Annotated in this window: 17 protein-coding genes and 2 tRNA genes; 6 read left to right on the top strand and 13 right to left on the bottom strand. The window is 67.0% G+C overall.

Annotated elements, in window-relative coordinates; all coding sequences use genetic code 11:
- The coding region (locus A5713_RS00540) for a GAF domain-containing protein (protein WP_231980201.1) at nucleotides 1–1,862 on the bottom strand (1,862 nt) is incomplete at its 3' end.
- A gap of 122 nt (nucleotides 1,863–1,984) precedes the next feature.
- Between A5713_RS00540 and A5713_RS00535 the strand changes: the two genes are divergently transcribed.
- The 3 genes from A5713_RS00535 to A5713_RS27115 all read left to right on the top strand — a co-directional run bounded on the left by A5713_RS00535 (nucleotide 1,985) and on the right by A5713_RS27115 (nucleotide 3,628).
- Nucleotides 1,985–2,680 (top strand): Type 1 glutamine amidotransferase-like domain-containing protein, encoded by a 696-nt coding sequence (locus A5713_RS00535; RefSeq protein ID WP_068091371.1) that lies wholly within the window; start codon nucleotides 1,985–1,987, stop codon nucleotides 2,678–2,680.
- A 168-nt stretch (nucleotides 2,681–2,848) separates the two neighbouring features.
- Nucleotides 2,849–3,241: a heme-binding protein gene (locus A5713_RS00530; protein WP_068091368.1), complete on the top strand. Its 393-nt coding sequence runs from the start codon at nucleotides 2,849–2,851 to the stop codon at nucleotides 3,239–3,241.
- An 87-nt stretch (nucleotides 3,242–3,328) separates the two neighbouring features.
- Nucleotides 3,329–3,628: a hypothetical protein gene (locus A5713_RS27115; RefSeq protein ID WP_082972696.1), complete on the top strand. Its 300-nt coding sequence runs from the start codon at nucleotides 3,329–3,331 to the stop codon at nucleotides 3,626–3,628.
- 20 nt (nucleotides 3,629–3,648) lie between these two features.
- On the opposite strand, the gene A5713_RS00525 is transcribed toward A5713_RS27115, so the two are convergent.
- Complete coding sequence (locus tag A5713_RS00525; RefSeq protein WP_068091365.1) at nucleotides 3,649–4,554, bottom strand: YgcG family protein; 906 nt, start codon at nucleotides 4,552–4,554, stop codon at nucleotides 3,649–3,651.
- A gap of 115 nt (nucleotides 4,555–4,669) precedes the next feature.
- On the opposite strand from A5713_RS00525, the gene A5713_RS00520 reads away from it, so the two are divergent.
- Nucleotides 4,670–4,743 (top strand) — tRNA-Cys (locus A5713_RS00520).
- Between the two features lie 33 nt (nucleotides 4,744–4,776).
- On the opposite strand, the gene A5713_RS00515 is transcribed toward A5713_RS00520, so the two are convergent.
- From A5713_RS00515 to A5713_RS00495, 5 genes are all read right to left on the bottom strand, one after another.
- Nucleotides 4,777–5,160: a YchJ family protein gene (locus tag A5713_RS00515; protein WP_068091363.1), complete on the bottom strand. Its 384-nt coding sequence runs from the start codon at nucleotides 5,158–5,160 to the stop codon at nucleotides 4,777–4,779.
- Between the two features lie 30 nt (nucleotides 5,161–5,190).
- Nucleotides 5,191–5,730: a hypothetical protein gene (locus tag A5713_RS00510; RefSeq protein ID WP_068091382.1), complete on the bottom strand. Its 540-nt coding sequence runs from the start codon at nucleotides 5,728–5,730 to the stop codon at nucleotides 5,191–5,193.
- A 78-nt stretch (nucleotides 5,731–5,808) separates the two neighbouring features.
- Nucleotides 5,809–6,912: a cytochrome P450 gene (locus A5713_RS00505; protein ID WP_068091361.1), complete on the bottom strand. Its 1,104-nt coding sequence runs from the start codon at nucleotides 6,910–6,912 to the stop codon at nucleotides 5,809–5,811.
- A gap of 170 nt (nucleotides 6,913–7,082) precedes the next feature.
- Nucleotides 7,083–7,691 carry an LGFP repeat-containing protein gene (locus A5713_RS00500; RefSeq protein ID WP_068091358.1) on the bottom strand — a complete coding sequence of 203 codons (609 nt, stop codon included), beginning with the start codon at nucleotides 7,689–7,691 and terminating at the stop codon, nucleotides 7,083–7,085.
- A 157-nt stretch (nucleotides 7,692–7,848) separates the two neighbouring features.
- Nucleotides 7,849–8,499 carry an HAD-IA family hydrolase gene (locus A5713_RS00495; protein WP_068091357.1) on the bottom strand — a complete coding sequence of 217 codons (651 nt, stop codon included), beginning with the start codon at nucleotides 8,497–8,499 and terminating at the stop codon, nucleotides 7,849–7,851.
- Between the two features lie 168 nt (nucleotides 8,500–8,667).
- Here A5713_RS00495 and A5713_RS00490 point away from each other — a divergent pair, with 168 nt between their 5' ends.
- Nucleotides 8,668–9,915, top strand: a complete 1,248-nt coding sequence (locus A5713_RS00490; RefSeq protein WP_082972694.1) for a bifunctional 2-polyprenyl-6-hydroxyphenol methylase/3-demethylubiquinol 3-O-methyltransferase UbiG — start codon at nucleotides 8,668–8,670, stop codon at nucleotides 9,913–9,915.
- A 226-nt stretch (nucleotides 9,916–10,141) separates the two neighbouring features.
- On the opposite strand, the gene A5713_RS00485 is transcribed toward A5713_RS00490, so the two are convergent.
- Both A5713_RS00485 and A5713_RS00480 read right to left on the bottom strand, forming a co-directional pair.
- Nucleotides 10,142–11,239: a cytochrome P450 gene (locus tag A5713_RS00485; protein ID WP_068091353.1), complete on the bottom strand. Its 1,098-nt coding sequence runs from the start codon at nucleotides 11,237–11,239 to the stop codon at nucleotides 10,142–10,144.
- Between the two features lie 355 nt (nucleotides 11,240–11,594).
- Nucleotides 11,595–11,671: transfer RNA gene (locus tag A5713_RS00480), tRNA-Ile, on the bottom strand.
- Between the two features lie 203 nt (nucleotides 11,672–11,874).
- Between A5713_RS00480 and A5713_RS00475 the strand changes: the two genes are divergently transcribed.
- Nucleotides 11,875–13,131, top strand: coding sequence for a DUF4010 domain-containing protein (locus A5713_RS00475; protein ID WP_068091379.1), 1,257 nt, complete (start codon nucleotides 11,875–11,877; stop codon nucleotides 13,129–13,131).
- Between the two features lie 12 nt (nucleotides 13,132–13,143).
- On the opposite strand, the gene A5713_RS00470 is transcribed toward A5713_RS00475, so the two are convergent.
- The 4 genes from A5713_RS00470 to A5713_RS00455 all read right to left on the bottom strand — a co-directional run bounded on the left by A5713_RS00470 (nucleotide 13,144) and on the right by A5713_RS00455 (nucleotide 16,922).
- Entirely contained in the window at nucleotides 13,144–13,533 is a 390-nt protein-coding gene (locus A5713_RS00470) for a DUF732 domain-containing protein (protein WP_068091377.1), read from the bottom strand.
- A 362-nt stretch (nucleotides 13,534–13,895) separates the two neighbouring features.
- Nucleotides 13,896–14,318 (bottom strand): DUF732 domain-containing protein, encoded by a 423-nt coding sequence (locus tag A5713_RS00465; protein ID WP_067917436.1) that lies wholly within the window; start codon nucleotides 14,316–14,318, stop codon nucleotides 13,896–13,898.
- A gap of 398 nt (nucleotides 14,319–14,716) precedes the next feature.
- Nucleotides 14,717–15,580: a carboxymuconolactone decarboxylase family protein gene (locus tag A5713_RS00460; protein WP_068091351.1), complete on the bottom strand. Its 864-nt coding sequence runs from the start codon at nucleotides 15,578–15,580 to the stop codon at nucleotides 14,717–14,719.
- Between the two features lie 40 nt (nucleotides 15,581–15,620).
- Complete coding sequence (locus A5713_RS00455; RefSeq protein WP_082972695.1) at nucleotides 15,621–16,922, bottom strand: metallopeptidase TldD-related protein; 1,302 nt, start codon at nucleotides 16,920–16,922, stop codon at nucleotides 15,621–15,623.
- Between the last annotated feature and the right edge of the window lie 70 nt (nucleotides 16,923–16,992).

Raw genomic sequence — 16,992 nt, 5'->3', positions numbered from 1 at the left:
GCGCCCAGTGCACCACCGCCGTCTGCGCGGTGCTCAACCCGGAGACGGGGGAGCTGGTGTATTCCAGCGCCGGGCAACCGCGCCGCGAAGCGATCCATCCCGGCCAAAGCGGCGCCCGGGCTTGGATTTTCGAACAGCAGCGCCCGGCAGGCGCTGCGCACCTGGCCCATCACGGTGGCGGCGGCCAGGCCGTGCCCGACGCAGTCGCCGACGACCATCGTGATGCGCCCGTCGTCCAGGTCGACGATGTCGTACCAGTCGCCGCCGACCTGGAGCGGCCGGCTGGCGGCCTGGTAGCGCACCGCGAAGCCGTGCGGCAGATCGGCGGGGCCCAGGATCGCGTGCTGCAGCGCCAGCGCGGTTTCGCGCTGCTGGTCGACCTGATGGACCCGCTGCAGGCCCTGGCCCAGGCGGCCCGCGAGGACCGTGAGCAGAGTCTGGTCCTCGAGGGTGAACGCCCGCCGCTCGGCCAGATCGATCCACACCACGAGCACGCCTTCGGGATGCTGCAGCGCGATGCCCGCCGTCCCGGCGTCCCCGGTGCTGGGGGTGAGGAGGTCGCCGTCTCGCAGTGAGCTGAGCATCTGTTGGGTGGCGGGCGGCAGTTCATCCCACTGCGCGGACTCGCCTACCGATACGACTTGCGGTGCCGCGTAAGCGGTTTCGTTCGACGAGCCGTGAGTTGGGAAGGTGACCGCCACGACGCGACGGGCCCGCCATAGTCGGCGCAACTCCTCGGCCGCGGCGTTGATCGCCTCGTCGACGGTGTCGGCTTGCGCGAGTTCCTGATTCAGCGCGTGTTCGCGACCCGCCGCCAGCGCCAGGGCGATGGCCGCGTGCCGGGCGAAGTCGCTGACCAGTTCGAGGTAGTCGCTGCCGAACGGGGACTGCTGCGGGTCGCGGGCGACGGCGATGACGCCGAGCACCGCGCCGTCGGCGATCAGCGGCATGACGATCGCGGAGCGTTCGCCGACGTCGGTGAATCCCTCGATCGGGTATTGGAAGGAATCGGTGATCAACGGCAGGCCTCGCCGCGCGACACCGCCGGTGGTGGAGCCGTCCATCGGCACCTGGCGACCGATCACCTCGGAGGAGTACCGCCCGGCCGTCGCGGCGACGACGAGGGTGTTGACCTCTTCGGCGGGCAGGTCGGGCTCCTTGGGGACCAGCAGGATGGCCTGCTCGGCTCCGGCCAACTCCAGCGCCCGGTTCACGATCAGCTGCAACGGCCCGGTCTGTGGGTCGCCGGACAGCAGCGCGGTGGTGATCTCGCGGCTGGCCTTCGTCCACTTGGCCGACTCACGTTCCCGCTCGAACAGCCGCGCGTTGTCGATGGCCGCCGCGGCCGCAATCGCCAGCGCCCGCACGGCGGCGGCCTGGGAGTCGGTGAACACCCGGCCGGGGCGATCGTCGACCAGGTAGAGGCTTCCGAAGTCGGCCGCCCGCACCGTGATCGGCAACCCCAGGAGCGCCCGCATCGGCGGATGGTGGGCTTGCAGCTCGCCGGCCTGCGGATGGGCACTCACGTCGTCGAGGCGCAGACCGTCGCCCACCGGCAATTCGCCGAGTTGCCGCGCCGTTTGCTCGTCCATGCCGGCGCGGACGAAAGTGGCCAGGGTGCCGTCGGGAGCGCGGATGCCCAGGGCTGCGTAGCGGGAGCCGGTCAGCTCGATCGCGCCCGTGACGATGCGATGCAGCGTCACGTCCAGGTCGAGATCGGAACCGACTTCGCTGATGACCCGCACCAGTTGTTCCATCTGGTCGCGAGCCGCCACCAGCTCGTCGAGTTGTTCGTGTATCTGGCTCACCAGCTCGCGCCGGCCCTGCCAGGTGAACGCCGATCCACCCCCTTCGTTGCCCATGGATACAAACCTAACCGTTCACCTGAGCGATCCCTACGGGCGGCGTTGATCGTCAAGGCCGGACATAGGGGGTTTACTCGGTCTTGACCACGCTTTGAATCGCCCCACCGACGATGGCCGTTATGAGTATTGCCCCACTACATCAGCCGCTTTATCTGCTGGCGGACAGCCAGCTGCTGTTCTGGAGGCGGCGGGGCCGACTGCTCCTCGAAGAAGCCGTCGAGCGGTTGGCCGGGGCCACACCGCCGAGCGCGGCCTACCTTGGCGCCTCCAACGGGGATCGCCCCGAGTTCTACGACATCTTCGAGGCGGCGGTGGAGGCCGTCGGGATCACCGACCGTCGCATGATCGACTCGTCGTTCGACCGCGCAGACCGCGCCTTCCTCGAGGGCGCCCAGCTGATCGTCCTCGCGGGCGGCGACGCGCGTCTCGGCTGGCACACGTTCGAGGAAACCGGCATGAGGGACGTCATCCTGGACCGGTACGCCCGCGGGGCGGTCCTGGTGGGCATCTCGGCCGGCGCCGTCCAGCTCGGGCGTTACGGGATGGTCGAGGCACCGCAATCCCCCGAGCCGGGGCTATTCGACGTGTTCGGTCTGGTCCCCCTGGTCGTCGACGCGCACGACGAGCGAGCCGGTTGGGCACGGCTGGCGCGAACCATCGAATCGCTGGGCGGAGCGGCCGCCGGGCTCGGGATCCCCTCGGGCGGCGGAGTCATCGCGCATGCGGACGGCACCATCGAGGCCCTGCGCCGGCCGGCCCACAAACTCGTCTTCGACGGCGTTCGCGTCGTGCGCTCACCCATGAACGCCGAATAGGCAATCTGCTGACGGTTGGCCGTCCTAGTAGTGACTTTCGGCCCGAGTAATGACCCTCGCGGCGTGCCCAGAGTTGACACCATGCCAATTGCAGCTCGACTCAGCTTGAAGCGGGCGGCAACCGACATCGGTCCCGGCCAGGTTCATCGCCGGATAAAGGAGCCAGTCATGTTCCTCGCAGATCTGTTCACGCGCCGGCTACTGGTCGGGGCGATCGGCGCCGGCGCGCTCAGCGGCACCCTGCTATGTGCGACCGCGGGGACCGCCGTGGCCGATCCGCCGCCCCGGCCCCCCAACTGCACGGCAGCCGACATGGCCGGCGTTGCGGCCGGTGTGGCCGCGGCGCTCTCGACGTATCTGTACACCCATCCGGACCTCAACGGGTTCTACACCGGCCTGCAGGATCAGCCCAAGGATCAGATTCGGGAGGACGTGCAGCAGTACTTCAACGCCAACCCGCAGGAGCAGTCCGATCTCGAGAACATTCGCCAACCGCTGGCCGACATCAGGCAACGCTGCCAGTGGACACCGCTACTCGGGCAGGTCGGCGCGACTCCCTGACTGTCGGGCTGTGCGAGCATGCCCCACAAGCGCCCTCGATTCGCCTCCGGTGCGCGTGAGCGCAGCCGTGATGGGAAGGAGATCCCGATGAACGTGCGGTCTTGGACTGCAGGTGCGCTGGCGGCGTTGGCCTTTGCCGCCATTCCAGAGATCTATGCCGTCGTGCAGCCCGCCGACGTGGCCAACGCGGACGTCTGCGCAAGCGTCGGCAGGCGTGTTTCCGTGAGCGGGTGCACGAACATCGCCGATACGGTCAACGCCAATGTGACGCCGCCGGAGGCGTATGCGCCGCTGCCGCAAGACTTTCCGCCACCGCCGCCACCGCCGCCCCCGGTCAACGTCTGTGTGGGAGGCGGCCGACGGATTCATGTGAGCGGCTGCTTCTGACGCCGCGGTTGGCGCAACGATCATCGGGCGGATGTGGAGCCCCGACCTCGTGGTGGGCGGTGTGCCGCCAGCACGTCGGCGTTCGCCAGCGTTTGCGCCTGCGCGGCCAGCGTCGAAGCCCGATTGGCGTGGGCGATTGCTTCAGCGGCGTTGTTTGCTTCCTTGGCTTGCGCCGCCGCGAAATGTCCTTTCGCCTCGTCGACTCGGGCCAGCGCCCCGGCGCCGACGCTGTCGTGGTGTCGGGCGACGTAGTCGGAGATTTGGCGCAATCTGGTGTCCGCGGTGGACAACGCCTGCCCCGCCGAATCGCCCACGCTGATCTGGCCATCGCCGGGGTCGACCCGCCGTGGTGCACGCCGGCGGCGGCGCACCCGATAGAACACGAGAAACAGCACGACGATCAACACCAGGACGCCGAGGCCGATCGCGATCGGCACCCACATCGGCTTTGAGGTGCCCGCCGCCTTGTTCAACCCATCTGCCGCGGCGACCGCAGCACCGCTCCAGTCTTTGACGGCCACCGCGGGTTCAATCTGGTTGCTGCGCAGACGGTTCAGCTCGTCCGGCGTGACGCCCCCCGTATTGGGCGGCACCGAAAACGCGTAGAGCTTCGTGTTGGTGGCTACCGCCAGCAGCGCGTCGTGGTCGCCCAACCCGCTGGCGCCGCGGGTTCGCTCGGCCCAGTTATCGGGTTTGAACCGGGAAAAGTTGTCGACGTAGACCACCCACAGCTGAATATGCCGATGGCTGTAGAGCCGGTCGATCGCCGCATTGACCGCCGCCCGACCGGGATCCGTCAACGCCCCGACGCCGTCGGTGACGTGGTCCATGAGCTTGGACGGTGGTTGCGCGCCGGCGGGGGCGGGCATCAGCAGTCCCGTCATGAGGATCGCCAGGACTGCGCCGATCAGGCGAGCAACGCGCATAGGGGTAATTTAACCGGCGATTCCCGGTGGGGCGCAGACCGCCGCTAGGCCAAATCGATCGGGGTGAGGAAAACGGTAGGCGGCAGGCGCACGCGCTGGAATGCTGATGGTTCATGCGGGTGTGGCTGAGCGGCTAGGCAGCGGCCTGCAAAGCCGTATACACGGGTTCGAGTCCCGTCACTCGCTCCATCAGGCGACCGGAGCAACCAACCCTTTCCCCGGTCATTCCGCGGCGGCGGCGTCGAGGTAGAACCATCGGCCGGCGCGGCGCTCGAAACGACTGCGCTCGTGCAGGCTTCCCGCGCGACCCGCGGACTCGAACCGGGCCGTGAACTCCACCTCACCGAAATCGTCGTCCGGCCCGCCCTCGCGCAGTTCGATCACGTTCAGGCCGGTCCATCTGATACGCGGGTCGACCGTCACGTCGGCCGGACGGGTGCGCGGATGCCATGTGCGGAACAGATAGTCGGCGTGACCGTAGGCGAACGCCGAGTAGCGCGATCGCATCAGTTCCTCAGCCGAACCGGCTTGCGACTCGCCATCGTGAAGCGGTCCGCAGCACACGCGATAGGTGGCACCGCCGCCGCAGGGACACGGTTCGTTCACGCCGACAGCTTGTCAGATACCTATGGGTTGCTAGGTGTGGACTTTCCAGCCCGCCAGCGGGGTGGGCGCCGCCGGAGCGTTGGGGTCGAGGAATTCGACGTAAACGTCGCCCTGGGCGACGCTGGCGTCGTAGGCGATGAATCCGTGAGCGGTCTGGCCGTTGGTGACGCTTCCCGAGCGCAGCGGCGGCGTCTTGTTGATCTTCTGGTAGTCAATCGTGGGTGAGGCGCCTTGGATGTCCCGATACGGGTCTTGCCGCCACGGCGACGACGCGGCGGTCACTGAGGTCTGGCTGTAGCTGAAGGGTGTATCGGACTTGCCGACGATGGTGAGCTCGATGACGTTGCAGCCCCCGCCGCTGAGCGAGCAGCCGGACGAGACCCAGTTCGCGTTGTTGAGGGTGACGTCGGCGGTCGCGCCGCTGTACTCCGTCACGTGGATCGTGGTGCCGGCTTTCCCGGTCGGAAACGGCGACTGCTGGGGTGTCGGGTCAGCGGCGACGAGGGGCGCCGTCACGCACGCGGTTACCGCAAGCACTGTCGCGACCGCTGTGCTCGCAGGAGTCGATATGGCCACCCGCAGACGATAGCGCGTCGATCGAATGGACCACTCGGCCGAGGAAGCAGCGGGCACCTGATCCGTGCCTGGTCACGGCTCCGGTCGCCACCTGAGCGGCACCTGACCCGGGAACCATCCCTCGAAGATCTCATTGGGCGCCGGGTTGTAGGGCTTGGGATGCCACGCGTTGGGGACATCGCCACCATCTGAGTCGAACCAGAAGAACGGGACCTCGGCAAGCCAGACCTCGAAGAACATCCCCAGCAGGTCCCGGGCCAGGTGCGAGGCCGGACACCGGTGCGGGCCTCCCCCGAAGCTCCAATGCCGTTGCGGACCATCCAGTTTGATGCTGTGGCCGGACATGTCGTCGGCCTCGTCACGATGAACCAGTCCGACACACAGATGGACCGGGGACCCGGCCGGGATGGTCGTTTCTCCGATTGTCACGCTCCGAGTCGTTCTTCGTGAGACGGTTTTCGCCCCGCCATCCAGCCGCAGCAGCTCCTCGATGAACCGGCGTTGCCGGTCCGGGTTTTCGCGTAGCTCCCGCTGAAGCATCGGCTTCCGCGCCAGCACCGCCAGCCCGGCCTTGATAGCGAACGACGTGAAAACCAGACCGCGCAGCACCGCGCCGATGATGCCCAGCACTTCTTCGTCGGTGAGCGGTTCGGTGGCGAGGCGGCTGATCACGTCGGGGCCACCGAGCGGTGCTCGGCGGATCGCCCCGACCAGCATCGGGTTGACGGCTTCGATGGGGGTGTCCGTCGGCAGCCCACAGACCGCGACGAATGCCGCGCGCCACACCACCTCGGCGACGCGCGCCCCGTCGCAGCGGTCAAGCTTCGTCGCCACGGCATCGACGCATTTTTCGATGATCCCGCGCACGGGACTCAGCATTTCGCGCGAATTGACCGGATTGAACAACAGGTCGACCATGATTTCCCGGTACGGCCCGAACGGCGGATTGCCGGGCATCAGTTCGCTTTGGCGGCTCGCGAAAAGATCGCCATCGCGGACGGCGGCGAGGACGTCGTCGCGCCGCCACAGCACGTAGGTGCCGTCGGGCTCCTGCAGCACCCGTCGACCGGCCCGCTGTGCGGCGGCCAGCCACCCTCGATAACCCGCGGCCGCCTCTTCGTCGGACCGCATGGCGTGCTCGACGGCGGAGGCCGCCTCGCCACCGGACCCGGTCACCGCGCACCACCTTTCACATCGCCGCGTCAGCGGCGCCACCTGCGACGTCGAAGGCGTCAGTTTATCGCCGGGGATGCTGGCGGCGCCCCCGCGCGGACCTCAGGTGTTCGCTGTGGAGCAACACGGGCCCGTGGAGTGCGCCCGCCCGCCCGCCGCGCGACGATTCAGGGCTACAGCCCGGACGGTACGACCTTGCCGTTGACCGTCACCTGGAGCTGGTCGGTCGTCGGGTTGTACGCAATTTGGCCGTGCTCGAAGTTGGACACGAGCGCATCGCCGACGGTGTTGGCGTCGCTGGTCGGGAAGCCCAACGGGCCCGCCGACCCGTTCTCACCGGTGATCGCGGGTACGCCGGACGGGTCGCGTGGCACGTTCCAGGCCTCCCGGATTCTGCCCAGCGTGATGTAGGCGGGCGTACCGGTGTCGCCGTTCTTCGCGGTGATCACGCCGCCTCGGAACTGCTGGAACACCAGCCCGCTCGGTCGGGTGCCCGCGTTGTGGTCACCCGTCAGGGGCTTGCCCAGAGCGTCCTTCTGACTCTGGGTTGCCGACGCGTACTTCGCAGCGATCGGTCCGGTCAGCGTCACCTCGACCCCGCGCTCCCCGGCGAGCTTCACTTCGGTGGGCGGCGCCGGCTGTTGAGGTGCGGAGGTAACGCTGACCCCGCCCCGCTGCGGCGCCGACGGGCTGGCGCTTTTAGTATCGGTGCAGCCCACGGCGATCAGCGCGACGGCGGCCAGGCCAACGACTCCCGCGCGGCGGTATGCGATCGTTCTCATCGGCGTCCTCTCGCGTCATGTCAGTGGCGCAGGCGGCCACGGTCGTTATGGCCGCGGACGAACTTACAGCGCGGGCACGGGCCGCAATCCGTGGGCGGCGCGCACACCGGTCGTGGGGCGAGGCATCCGAGAAGAGGCCGGCAGAGTTCGTACCGCTTCAGTTGATCAGCAGGGCGACACCGGTATCGGTGACCTCGACGTCAACGCAGGAGAGATCGCCGACGACGACGTCGGCGTCTGCCAGTTCGGTCGCACGGTGAGTGGTGGTGACGGCAAGCACTTGCGCCCCCGCGGCCCGCCCAGCGCCGACGCCCGCGGGCGCATCCTCCACGACCACGCACTCCTGGGCGTCGAGGCCCAGCGCGGCGGCCGCCTTGAGGTAGCCCTGGGGGTTTGGCTTGCCGTCTGCTACATCCTCTGCACCGATCAGCAATTTCGGAGCGGGGAGCTGCGCCGCCGCCAGTCGGGCGGCCATCAACGAGCGCGGACCCGAAGTCACTGCGGCCCAGTGACCATGTGGGAGGGCATCAAGCAGTCGGCGTGCTCCCGGTAGCGCCACGACACCGTCGAGATCGGCCAGCCCCTGCAGAGCGAGTAGCCGGGCTGTCGCAGCGACGCGGTCGTGTGGTGCGACGAATTGCGCGACGGTGTCCTCGGTCCGCCTGCCATGGCACACCTTGAGCACCTCTTGGTAGTCGACGCCGTACTCGTCGGCCCAGGTGCCCCAGGAGCGTTCGACGGTGGCGGTCGAGTCGACCAGGGTGCCATCGATGTCGAACAAGATCCTCTTGCCACGCAGCACCGCCATAGGCTGCACCCTAACCGGGGGTGGGCCCGTGCACCGGTGGGATGTGTCTCTGCTCACATTCGCCCCGTGGAATGCGCTGGCTCACAGGACACTTCATTGAGCTGCCGCGTCGGCGCCGCGGGCACGCTGACGACGGGAGCGCTACGCGTCCGCGATCGTTTGCCCTCAATGACGCTTTTCGACAGCGTTCGAGGCGCCCGGGTCGAAGCGGTGGGGTCGGGACCGGTGAGAACCGCATGTCACACGGGCTTTCGCTCGGCGGCCGAAGTGGCGAGCCGCGGCCGCGTCATTCAGCTGGCCGTCTTTGCTTTACGCGCCTTGAGCAACGATGTAAAGGCGAACCAGGGAAATTTAACGGCTCTTTCGCCAAATATCTCTATTCGCAATGCACTGATACCATGCTTTCAGTCAATTGCTTTGGCCTCCGCCTGCCGCTACCCAACGATGCCGCGCCAGGCGTTTGAAGCGTGCGTGACGGAAGGATTGTTGGTGCGAACAGCCACCACACGAGCTCAATACGAGTTTATTCACGGGATTTTGCAGCACGAAACCACCGCCCTGAACTTTACTTTGTCGGTACTGGAACACAGTTACAAATCCCATTTTCCCGATTATTCCGACGACGTGAGAGCGACCCTGGAAGACGTATCCAAGTACTTGCTGGCGGCAGATAATGGGCGTGAACTTTACCAAGCAGCCGAAGAGGTGCACACACGATTCTTCACATCCGAGGGAGACGGGTCGTGGTTCAGCGAGGGCTACTCGGCGTATAAGTCACGGCGCAAGCCGGTGCAGGACTTCACGAATTTCGCGGATGCCATCAGCGGAAGCACGGTGCTCGATTTCGGCAGCGGCCGCGGTCATTTAGCTGCGCTGATCGCACGTGCCGGCTACGACTGCTACACCACCGACGTCATGGACTACCGCGGCGCCGACGCCGCACATCTGCCGTTTCGGCAGATGGCTTCGCCCGTCGACGTGCCCTATGCGGACGACATGTTCGACAGTGCGATCATCAAGACCGTCCTGCATCACGTGGACGAACCCGACTTGATTCCGTTGCTGAAAAATTTGCGACGTGTCGCACGGCGGCTAATTATCGAGGAAGACACCTACGCCGTCCCCGCGGCCCCGCCCGGGGTTGCGGCGGGGCAAATCGAGCTAACCGAATTCACCAAGCTCGACGAAAGCGATCAATTTCGCGCGCTAGTGCTTATCGATTTCTTTGGCAACGCCGTCGCACAGGGTCTGGTCGACATGAATTTTGGTTGCCAATTCAAGCGCATCGACGAATGGCACGCGATATTCAAGGGCCTGGGTCTTCGAGTCGTCGATACCGACGTCGTGGGCTTCCGCCCGGGCAATATCCACAAAGCCTGTCAGGTTCGCTTCGTTGTCGATCGCGAGGAGTTTTAAGCCGGTCGTTCAAGCCCAGGTTGATCGGGAAATGTGGACCTGGTGCACTCGACGGAATCGACCCCGGCGCCGCAGGATCGGCACGACCTGATCGATGAACGTCGTAAGCTCTTGCGGCAGCGTCGATCCCAGGACGGTGAGCCCGTCGACTGCGCCTGCGCCCTGCCTACGCGACCCCATGATTGGCCAGCTTCTCCGGCATGCGGCTCAATGCGTCCTTCGCTTCTCACGTCGGCCACTGCAAGGGCATGGCGGTCGGGCCGAGTCGGGTGCTGTCATCGCCGACGTTCAACTCGACGTGGCCCGGCGCCACGGTGAATCCGGGGATACGACGCACGAACTCGGCGACGAGGACGCTCAGCTGCATTCGGGCAACGTGCATTCCGAGACATCGCCGCGACCCGGAGCCGAATGAGTAGTACGGGCGACCGTGGACTTTGTCGTCGCTGTACGTTATGAGGTAACCGCCGTCCAAATTCAACGTGCGCAATGAGAGTTCCAGTTCGGTTAGCGGCGGCACCTTCACCCCACCGATGGTGATCTCCTCCAGGGTGACGCGCGGGCAATAGCCGATCGGAGAGTAAAGGCGCAGCACCTCGTTGATAAACGTTGCGATTTGATCGGGGTGGCGGATGAGGAGTGCCCGCAACTGCGGGTCGGTGGCCAGCTCGAACAGGGCAAAACCGATTCCCGCGGTCGTCGTCTCGATTGCCGCACCGAACAGGAGCAAGACAAAGCTCAGTATTTCCACTTCCTCGAAGTCACCGCGGAGCGCGGCAATGATCCCCGGCGGCCTGGCGGTGGAAATTGCTTGGCTGACGTATTCGATCAGGTCGGCATGGAAGGGCGCGCTCCTGGGGAATTCCGCTTGCCGCGCCAGTAAATGCAGCAGCCTCTCAAGGCTGCCTGCCGGCAATCCGAGCAGCGTCAGCAATGTTTGGGCCGCCAGCCGGCGGCCGATCTCGCCGACGGCCTCGCACTGGCCCTTCGCGGCCACCCCGTCGACGAGCGCCACGGCGTGCTCCTGGATGGATGGCATGAGCCACGCCAACGCTCGTGGCCTGAAGAGCGGGTCCAGGAGCGCCCGGTACCTGGCGTGTTGGGCGGGCGCCGCGCCGGTGGGTACCCAGGGGTGAGCGTCGTCGTGGCCCCGCATCGGATGGGTGAGTCTGGTCGTGTCGTGCAGAAGCGCCACGATCTCCTCGGGTCGCGTCGGGCAGATCGTGCCGCGGCGGGAAACGACCAGCGGGCCGGTTAGCCGCGCCTCGATCTGCTCGACGCGCTCATGAGCCCGGCTCAACTGCCAGATGAGCCGTGTGGTCATGTCGCGTCTCCATTGCGCCGCAACGCAGTTCGGTTGCAGACTCTCGCCGAGCGCGTCGCCCGCTGCGCGACCTTAGCCTTCGCGTGCGCCGCAGCGCGGACCCGATGAGACGATAGAAATCCTCCGGACATGTCGCCGTCGACCTCTCGGCGGTTGTCGGACCTTCGGGTAGAGGCCCGGAACTTTCAAGCTTAACGGCTGGTGAACCGCCCGGTGGGTCCGGAGACTTCGGACATGCTGGAGCGATCAGCCACCCTCAACTCCCTCATCTGCGGAGCGTCAAGGATCAACCGAAACACTGTGAGGCCTCACCCGGAACCGAAATGTCAAGCATCAGCCGAGGTCATACAACAGGTGGTGGGGCGGGCGGGGCTCGAACCCGCGACCAACGGATTATGAGTCCGCGGCTCTAACCAACTGAGCTACCGCCCCTTTTACCAACCAGCTGCGGATGCGTTCTCCACCGTAACGGAACCCGCCGCGGTGTACCGCAGCCTTGCCCGGCCGGCCGCTGTCGCGCTTACCAGAAGCCTCTGTCGACTGTGACATTAGCGCCCGCATCACGAGCGATGCGGTGGTCTGCGGGCTAAGTTGTCGACGGGTGACGAGGACGGGTCTGCTGAATAGGAGTCGTGGTGAGCTGGCAGCAAATCCAGCCGTTCCTGGTGGCGCTGGCCGTCGGGTTGCTGCTCGGGCTGGAGCGAGAACGCAGTCACGGCCGCAAGCTTCCCGCCGGGTCGCGTTCGTTCGCGCTCCTGTCACTGGTCGGGGCCATCGCCGCGAGCTTCAATCAGTGGATCGTGCTGGGCGGTCTCGTCGGTGTCGGGGCGCTACTGGGGCTCGCCTACTTTCGCACCAGCACCATAGACCCTGGAACCACCACACTGTTCGCCGCGCTCGTCGCCTACCTGCTCGGTGCGGTCGCCTACACCCGCCCGACGGTTGCCGTAGCCCTCGCCGTGGTCGTGGCGGGGCTGCTGGTGTCGAAGACCCGCCTCCATCGGTTCGCCCGCGAAATCATCAGCGACGTCGAACTAGAGGACGCCATCAAGTTTTTCGTCGTGGCGTTCGTGATCCTGCCGCTGCTGCCCAATCGCCCGCTCGGACCTTTCGGCGTGCTGAATCCGGAGAAGGTGTGGCTGCTGGTGGTGCTGCTGACCGGTATCGGCTGGTTGGGCTATATCGGCGTTCGAGCGCTCGGGCCGGAACGCGGCCTGCTGGTCACCGGTTTGGCGGGCGGGTTCGTCTCGGCCACCGCGACGACCGCGTCGATGGGCAGGCTCAGCCGGACCGCCCCAAACTTGCGTGCGCCGCTGGCCAGCGCCCTGCTGGCCAGCCTCGCTACCTTCGTGCAGCTGCTCATCGTGATCGGGCTCGTCGATGTCGACGTGCTGCGCCGCCTCTGGCCTCCCGTGGTCGCTGCGGCGCTCGTCCTCGTCGGCGTCGCCGCGTTCGTCTACCGCGGCGGCACCCGGGCCCAGCAACAGAAGCCGGAGCAGGGCGACACCCCCGCAGTGACCAAGGAAACCCGGCCTTTCACCTTGCGGCCCGCCCTCATCCTGGCCGCGGTACTGACCTTCGCCCTGCTCGTCGGCCGGTGGGGCGCCGCCGCGCTCGGCCCGCAGGGGCTGGTGCTTGCCACGTTCGCCGCCGGTCTCGCCGACGCCCACGCCGGGGCGGTGGCCGCCGCCAGCCTGGCGGCCAAGGGTGACGTCACCGTCGACACGGCCCTGGTCGCCATCGCCGCCGCGCTCGGCTCCAATTTGCTCGTCAAGACGGTGCTGGCCTTCACCGCGGGCGGCCGCCGCTTCGGGCTCGGGTTTCTCGCGGCCACGGCCGCGGCCGCCCTGGTATTCGGCGTCGCGTTGACCGTGGCCGTGACCGCGGTATGAGCCGAGCGGCCCCTATGCGGGCGCGGGTTGCCCGGGCGCCTGCCGCGCGGCTTGATCCTTGAGCCTGGGGATCAAGTCCGGCGCGTAGACATAGATCGCCGACTCGACCTCCCACTCCGCCTGGGCCTGCGACATAGGCGTGGTGTTGGTGATCATGTTCACCAGCTCCTGCGCCTCGCCGAACGGGTTCGGGTTGGCCCGTACCTGATTGGCGAACCAACGCCCCTCGGCGGCCTCGCTGCAGTCGTTGAAATCGGCGTTGTGCACCATCTTGTTCTGCGCCAGCAGCTTGATGTACTGGTCGTCGGCCGGGCTCATGTTGCACGACGCCGATGCGTGCGGCGCCGACAGCACGGCACCGCCGAACATCGCGGCTCCCAGCACGACACCGGCCGCCCCCACGGCCAGCACTTGTGCGCGCGATCGGGTAGTTGTCACTTCTCCGAACCCCCTTGTCGTGGAATTAGCTACGTGTCGTTTCGCGCTGAACAGCGGGTACCACCAACGCCGCGCGGGGCAAACGCGTGCTCTTCAAACAATGAATGAACAACCGGTGCCAAATCCACGGCGAGAGTTGGAAATACGACAGTAAGCTGAACTCCGGCGACGCGGCTCGTGGCAGGACAAGCGAACGCGCTTCGGACCCATCACCCGCGCCCGCAGGCGCGGGTGTCCTGCCCTCGAGTTAGCTGGGTAGGCAGCGAAATCCCCGCAAGCCCGTCACAATTCCTGCGCGGACGTCCCAGCGGGTGAGCAGCCCTTCCCTACTCGGACGGCCAGTTGAAGTGCGCGGCCTGATCCTTGATCTTCGGGATCATGTCCGGCGCGTAAACGTAGATCGCCGACTCGACCTCCCACTCGGCCTGCTTCTGGTCCATCGACGTGGTGTTGGTGATCATGTTGACCAGCTCCTGGGCCTCCCCGAACGGATTGGGGTGGTTCCGTACCTGGTCGGCGAACCAACGCCCCTCGGCGGCCTCGGTGCAGTCGCTGAAATCGGCGTTGTGCACCATCTTGTTCTGCGCGAGCAGATTGATGTACTGGTCGTCCTTCGGGCTCAGAGTGCAATTCGCCGAAGCCTGCGGCGCCGACAGCACGGCGCCGCCGAGCATCGAGGCCCCCAGCGCAACGCCGGCAGCCCAGACCGATGACACTCGCATGCGCGAGCGCGAACGGGTGGTTGTCATCCCCGAACCTCCCTCTGCGCGGGGTGCTCCCCGACGCTAGCCAAGCTTTGTGTGGCGACAATTAGCCGAGACAGCGAATCAGCCCACGGCTAACAGTCGCGCGGTCGACTGTCGTTAACTCAGGCGGCGCTGCCATCTGAGGATCACCGTCACGCATCAGTTTCGGTGCCGAGAGATAAATTTAGCCAGTGCCGGCGGCCTGAGCGACGAACTTTTGTTTGCGGAACCGTGTACGGAGGGTTAACATTTCCTACTTCGTCCCAGGGCGAACAATCATCGACGCGTCCGTGTCGCGCAGGGTGGCCGAGGCAGAGACGACGAGCGGATCCCGGGCATAACCAGCGGATACTCGTTCTGCGCCAGGCGTCGGGCAGCAGCCCTCCACGTCGACGTAGCAGTCAGCTGAATACGGTCTGGCCGTCGGCACCCACCAGATACCGCTCGGTACCCTGCTCGACGCGGGGGGCATCAGCGCCAAGCGCAACCGCGACCTTGTTGCTTGCGTTCCGCATGATGTCAAAGGTGAGCTCCACGGCCTCGGCGTCCGAGAACCGGGAGCGCACCTCGGCGACATCGTCGGCGGCGAGGTGCGCAGGGGTCCAAATTAACGCATCGACGTAGCGCAGCGCTGCTTTGACGCGGTCATCGAGCAAACACGAGGCTTCGAAGCGGCCGATCTCGTCATATAGCGTCTCCGAACCGCCGGCATCGAGCGCCGTGGCCTCGCGCAGCGACTTGCACAACCGGCAGTTGTGCTGAGCCGCCCCGCGCAACCGGACCAGCTCGGAGGTGACCGGGTCGAGCGCGCGCATCCGGGCCACCGCGGGCAAGAAGTCGTTGAACACCAGGTTCGCCGGGTTCGTCGTGTGATCCCAAGCGACGCCGTTCACCCAGCCCATGTACTCCGAACCGACGCCGAGTGCCTCCAGCCCGGCGCGCACTCGCGGGACGAAGTCGGCGACATACATCGAGACCACCACGCCGAAGGCGCCATCGCCCAGCTGCTTGACCAGCCGGGCCCGCTGGTCCTCGGTGATCGCGGAGACGTCGGCGCTGAACTGCTCGGCGAAGTCGGCGACGACGGCTTCGGCCTCCGATTCGGGCGCGCCGACCTCGACGGGGCTCGGCAGCGGTGGCAGCGACAGCGTCTCGGCGCACACCCGCCGGACGAGGGCCGCGACCCGAGCGTCCGCCGGGGACCCCGGAGACAGGGCTACCAACCGCGTCAGCTGATCTTCTCGAACCGAAACCGGAGCCGCCATTCGTCACACGCTAGAACGCGGTCCGCCCAGCGGCAATCGCCTATTGCGCCTGGCTGACCGACGACATGTAGAAGTCCGGTATCCGCAGCGACGGCATGGCCGCGCGGGTGGCCCAGTCGGACCACTCGCGGGGCAGGGTCTGCTCACTCACCCCGGCCTCGGTGGCCCGCCGCAGCAGGTCCAGCGGGCTCTCGTTGAAGCGGAAGTTGTTGACCGCGGCCGTCACCTCACCGTCCTCGATGAGGTAGACGCCGTCGCGGGTCAGCCCGGTGAGCAACAGCGTGGTCGGGTCGACCTCGCGGATGTACCACAGGGTGGTCAGCAGCAGGCCGCGTTCGGTGGCCGCGATCATGTCCGCAAGCTCGGCCGACCCGCCGGTCATCACCAGGTTGTCGGCGGCGACGGCGACCTCCGCATCGAATTTGGCGGCCGTCGCACGCGGGTAGGCAAGCGCGTTGATCACCCCGTTGCGGATCCAGTCCACCTGGCCGATCTCCATGCCGTTGTCGAACACCGACATCGTTTCCGACGAGCTGCTCACCGCGACGAACGGCGTGCACGCCAGGCCCGGCGCCATCGGGTCGGAAAACAGGGTCAGCGGCAGCTCGGTGAGCCGCTCCCCCACCCGCGTCCCGCCGCCGGGGGCCGAGAAGGCGGTGCGGCCCTCCCGCGCGCCCCGGCCGGCCATCGACCAGGCCAGGTACAGCATCATGTCGGCGACCGTGGAGGGCGGCATGATCGTCTCGTAGCGTCCCGCGGGCAGCCCCACGCTGCGCTCGGCCCACCCGAGCCGCATCGCCAACTCCTCGAGCAACGAATCCATTGGCACGTCGACGAAGTCGGGTGTGCCGATACCCGCCCAGGCGCTCGCGTCGCCGCGCTTGCCGTTGATCTCCACCGCCCCAGCAGGCTGCGTGTAGCGTCGGCGCAGCCCCATCGACGACGCCAGGAACGTCGTCGAAACGCTATGGTGCGCAAAGCCGTACAGGCGGTCGGTGCCGCGGAAGCCGCGGCTCAGGGAGTCGGCGACGTCGGCGAACACCAGGGGGCCGGTGCCGGGCGCCGGCGCGTCCCAGTCAACGGGCATCCCGGTGTCGGCCAGCAGCGGCGCGGCGTCACCGGCCTCGGGCGCCGAGCGGGCCGCCTCCTGGGACGCCGCCACCAGCTCGGGAATCACCCGCGGGTCGACCTCGGCCGAGACCATGGTGCCGATCCGCGCGCTGGATCCTTGGCGGACGACGGAGATCACCGTGATGCTGCGATTGACCGAAACACCGTTGGTGGTCATCGAATTGCCGGCCCAGCGCAGCGTCGCCTCGACCTTGTCGGTGACGAGCACCATGGTCTCGGCCGAGGTCGACCCGCGGGTGATTCCCGAGCTGGTGGCGGCGTCCCAGGAGGCGGCCCGCTCG

The sequence above is a fragment of the Mycobacterium sp. E2497 genome, assembly GCF_001668695.1.
GTDB lineage: Bacteria > Actinomycetota > Actinomycetes > Mycobacteriales > Mycobacteriaceae > Mycobacterium.
The sequence above is the reverse complement of the archived record's forward strand: the minus strand, read 5'-3'. Positions and strand labels throughout refer to the sequence as shown.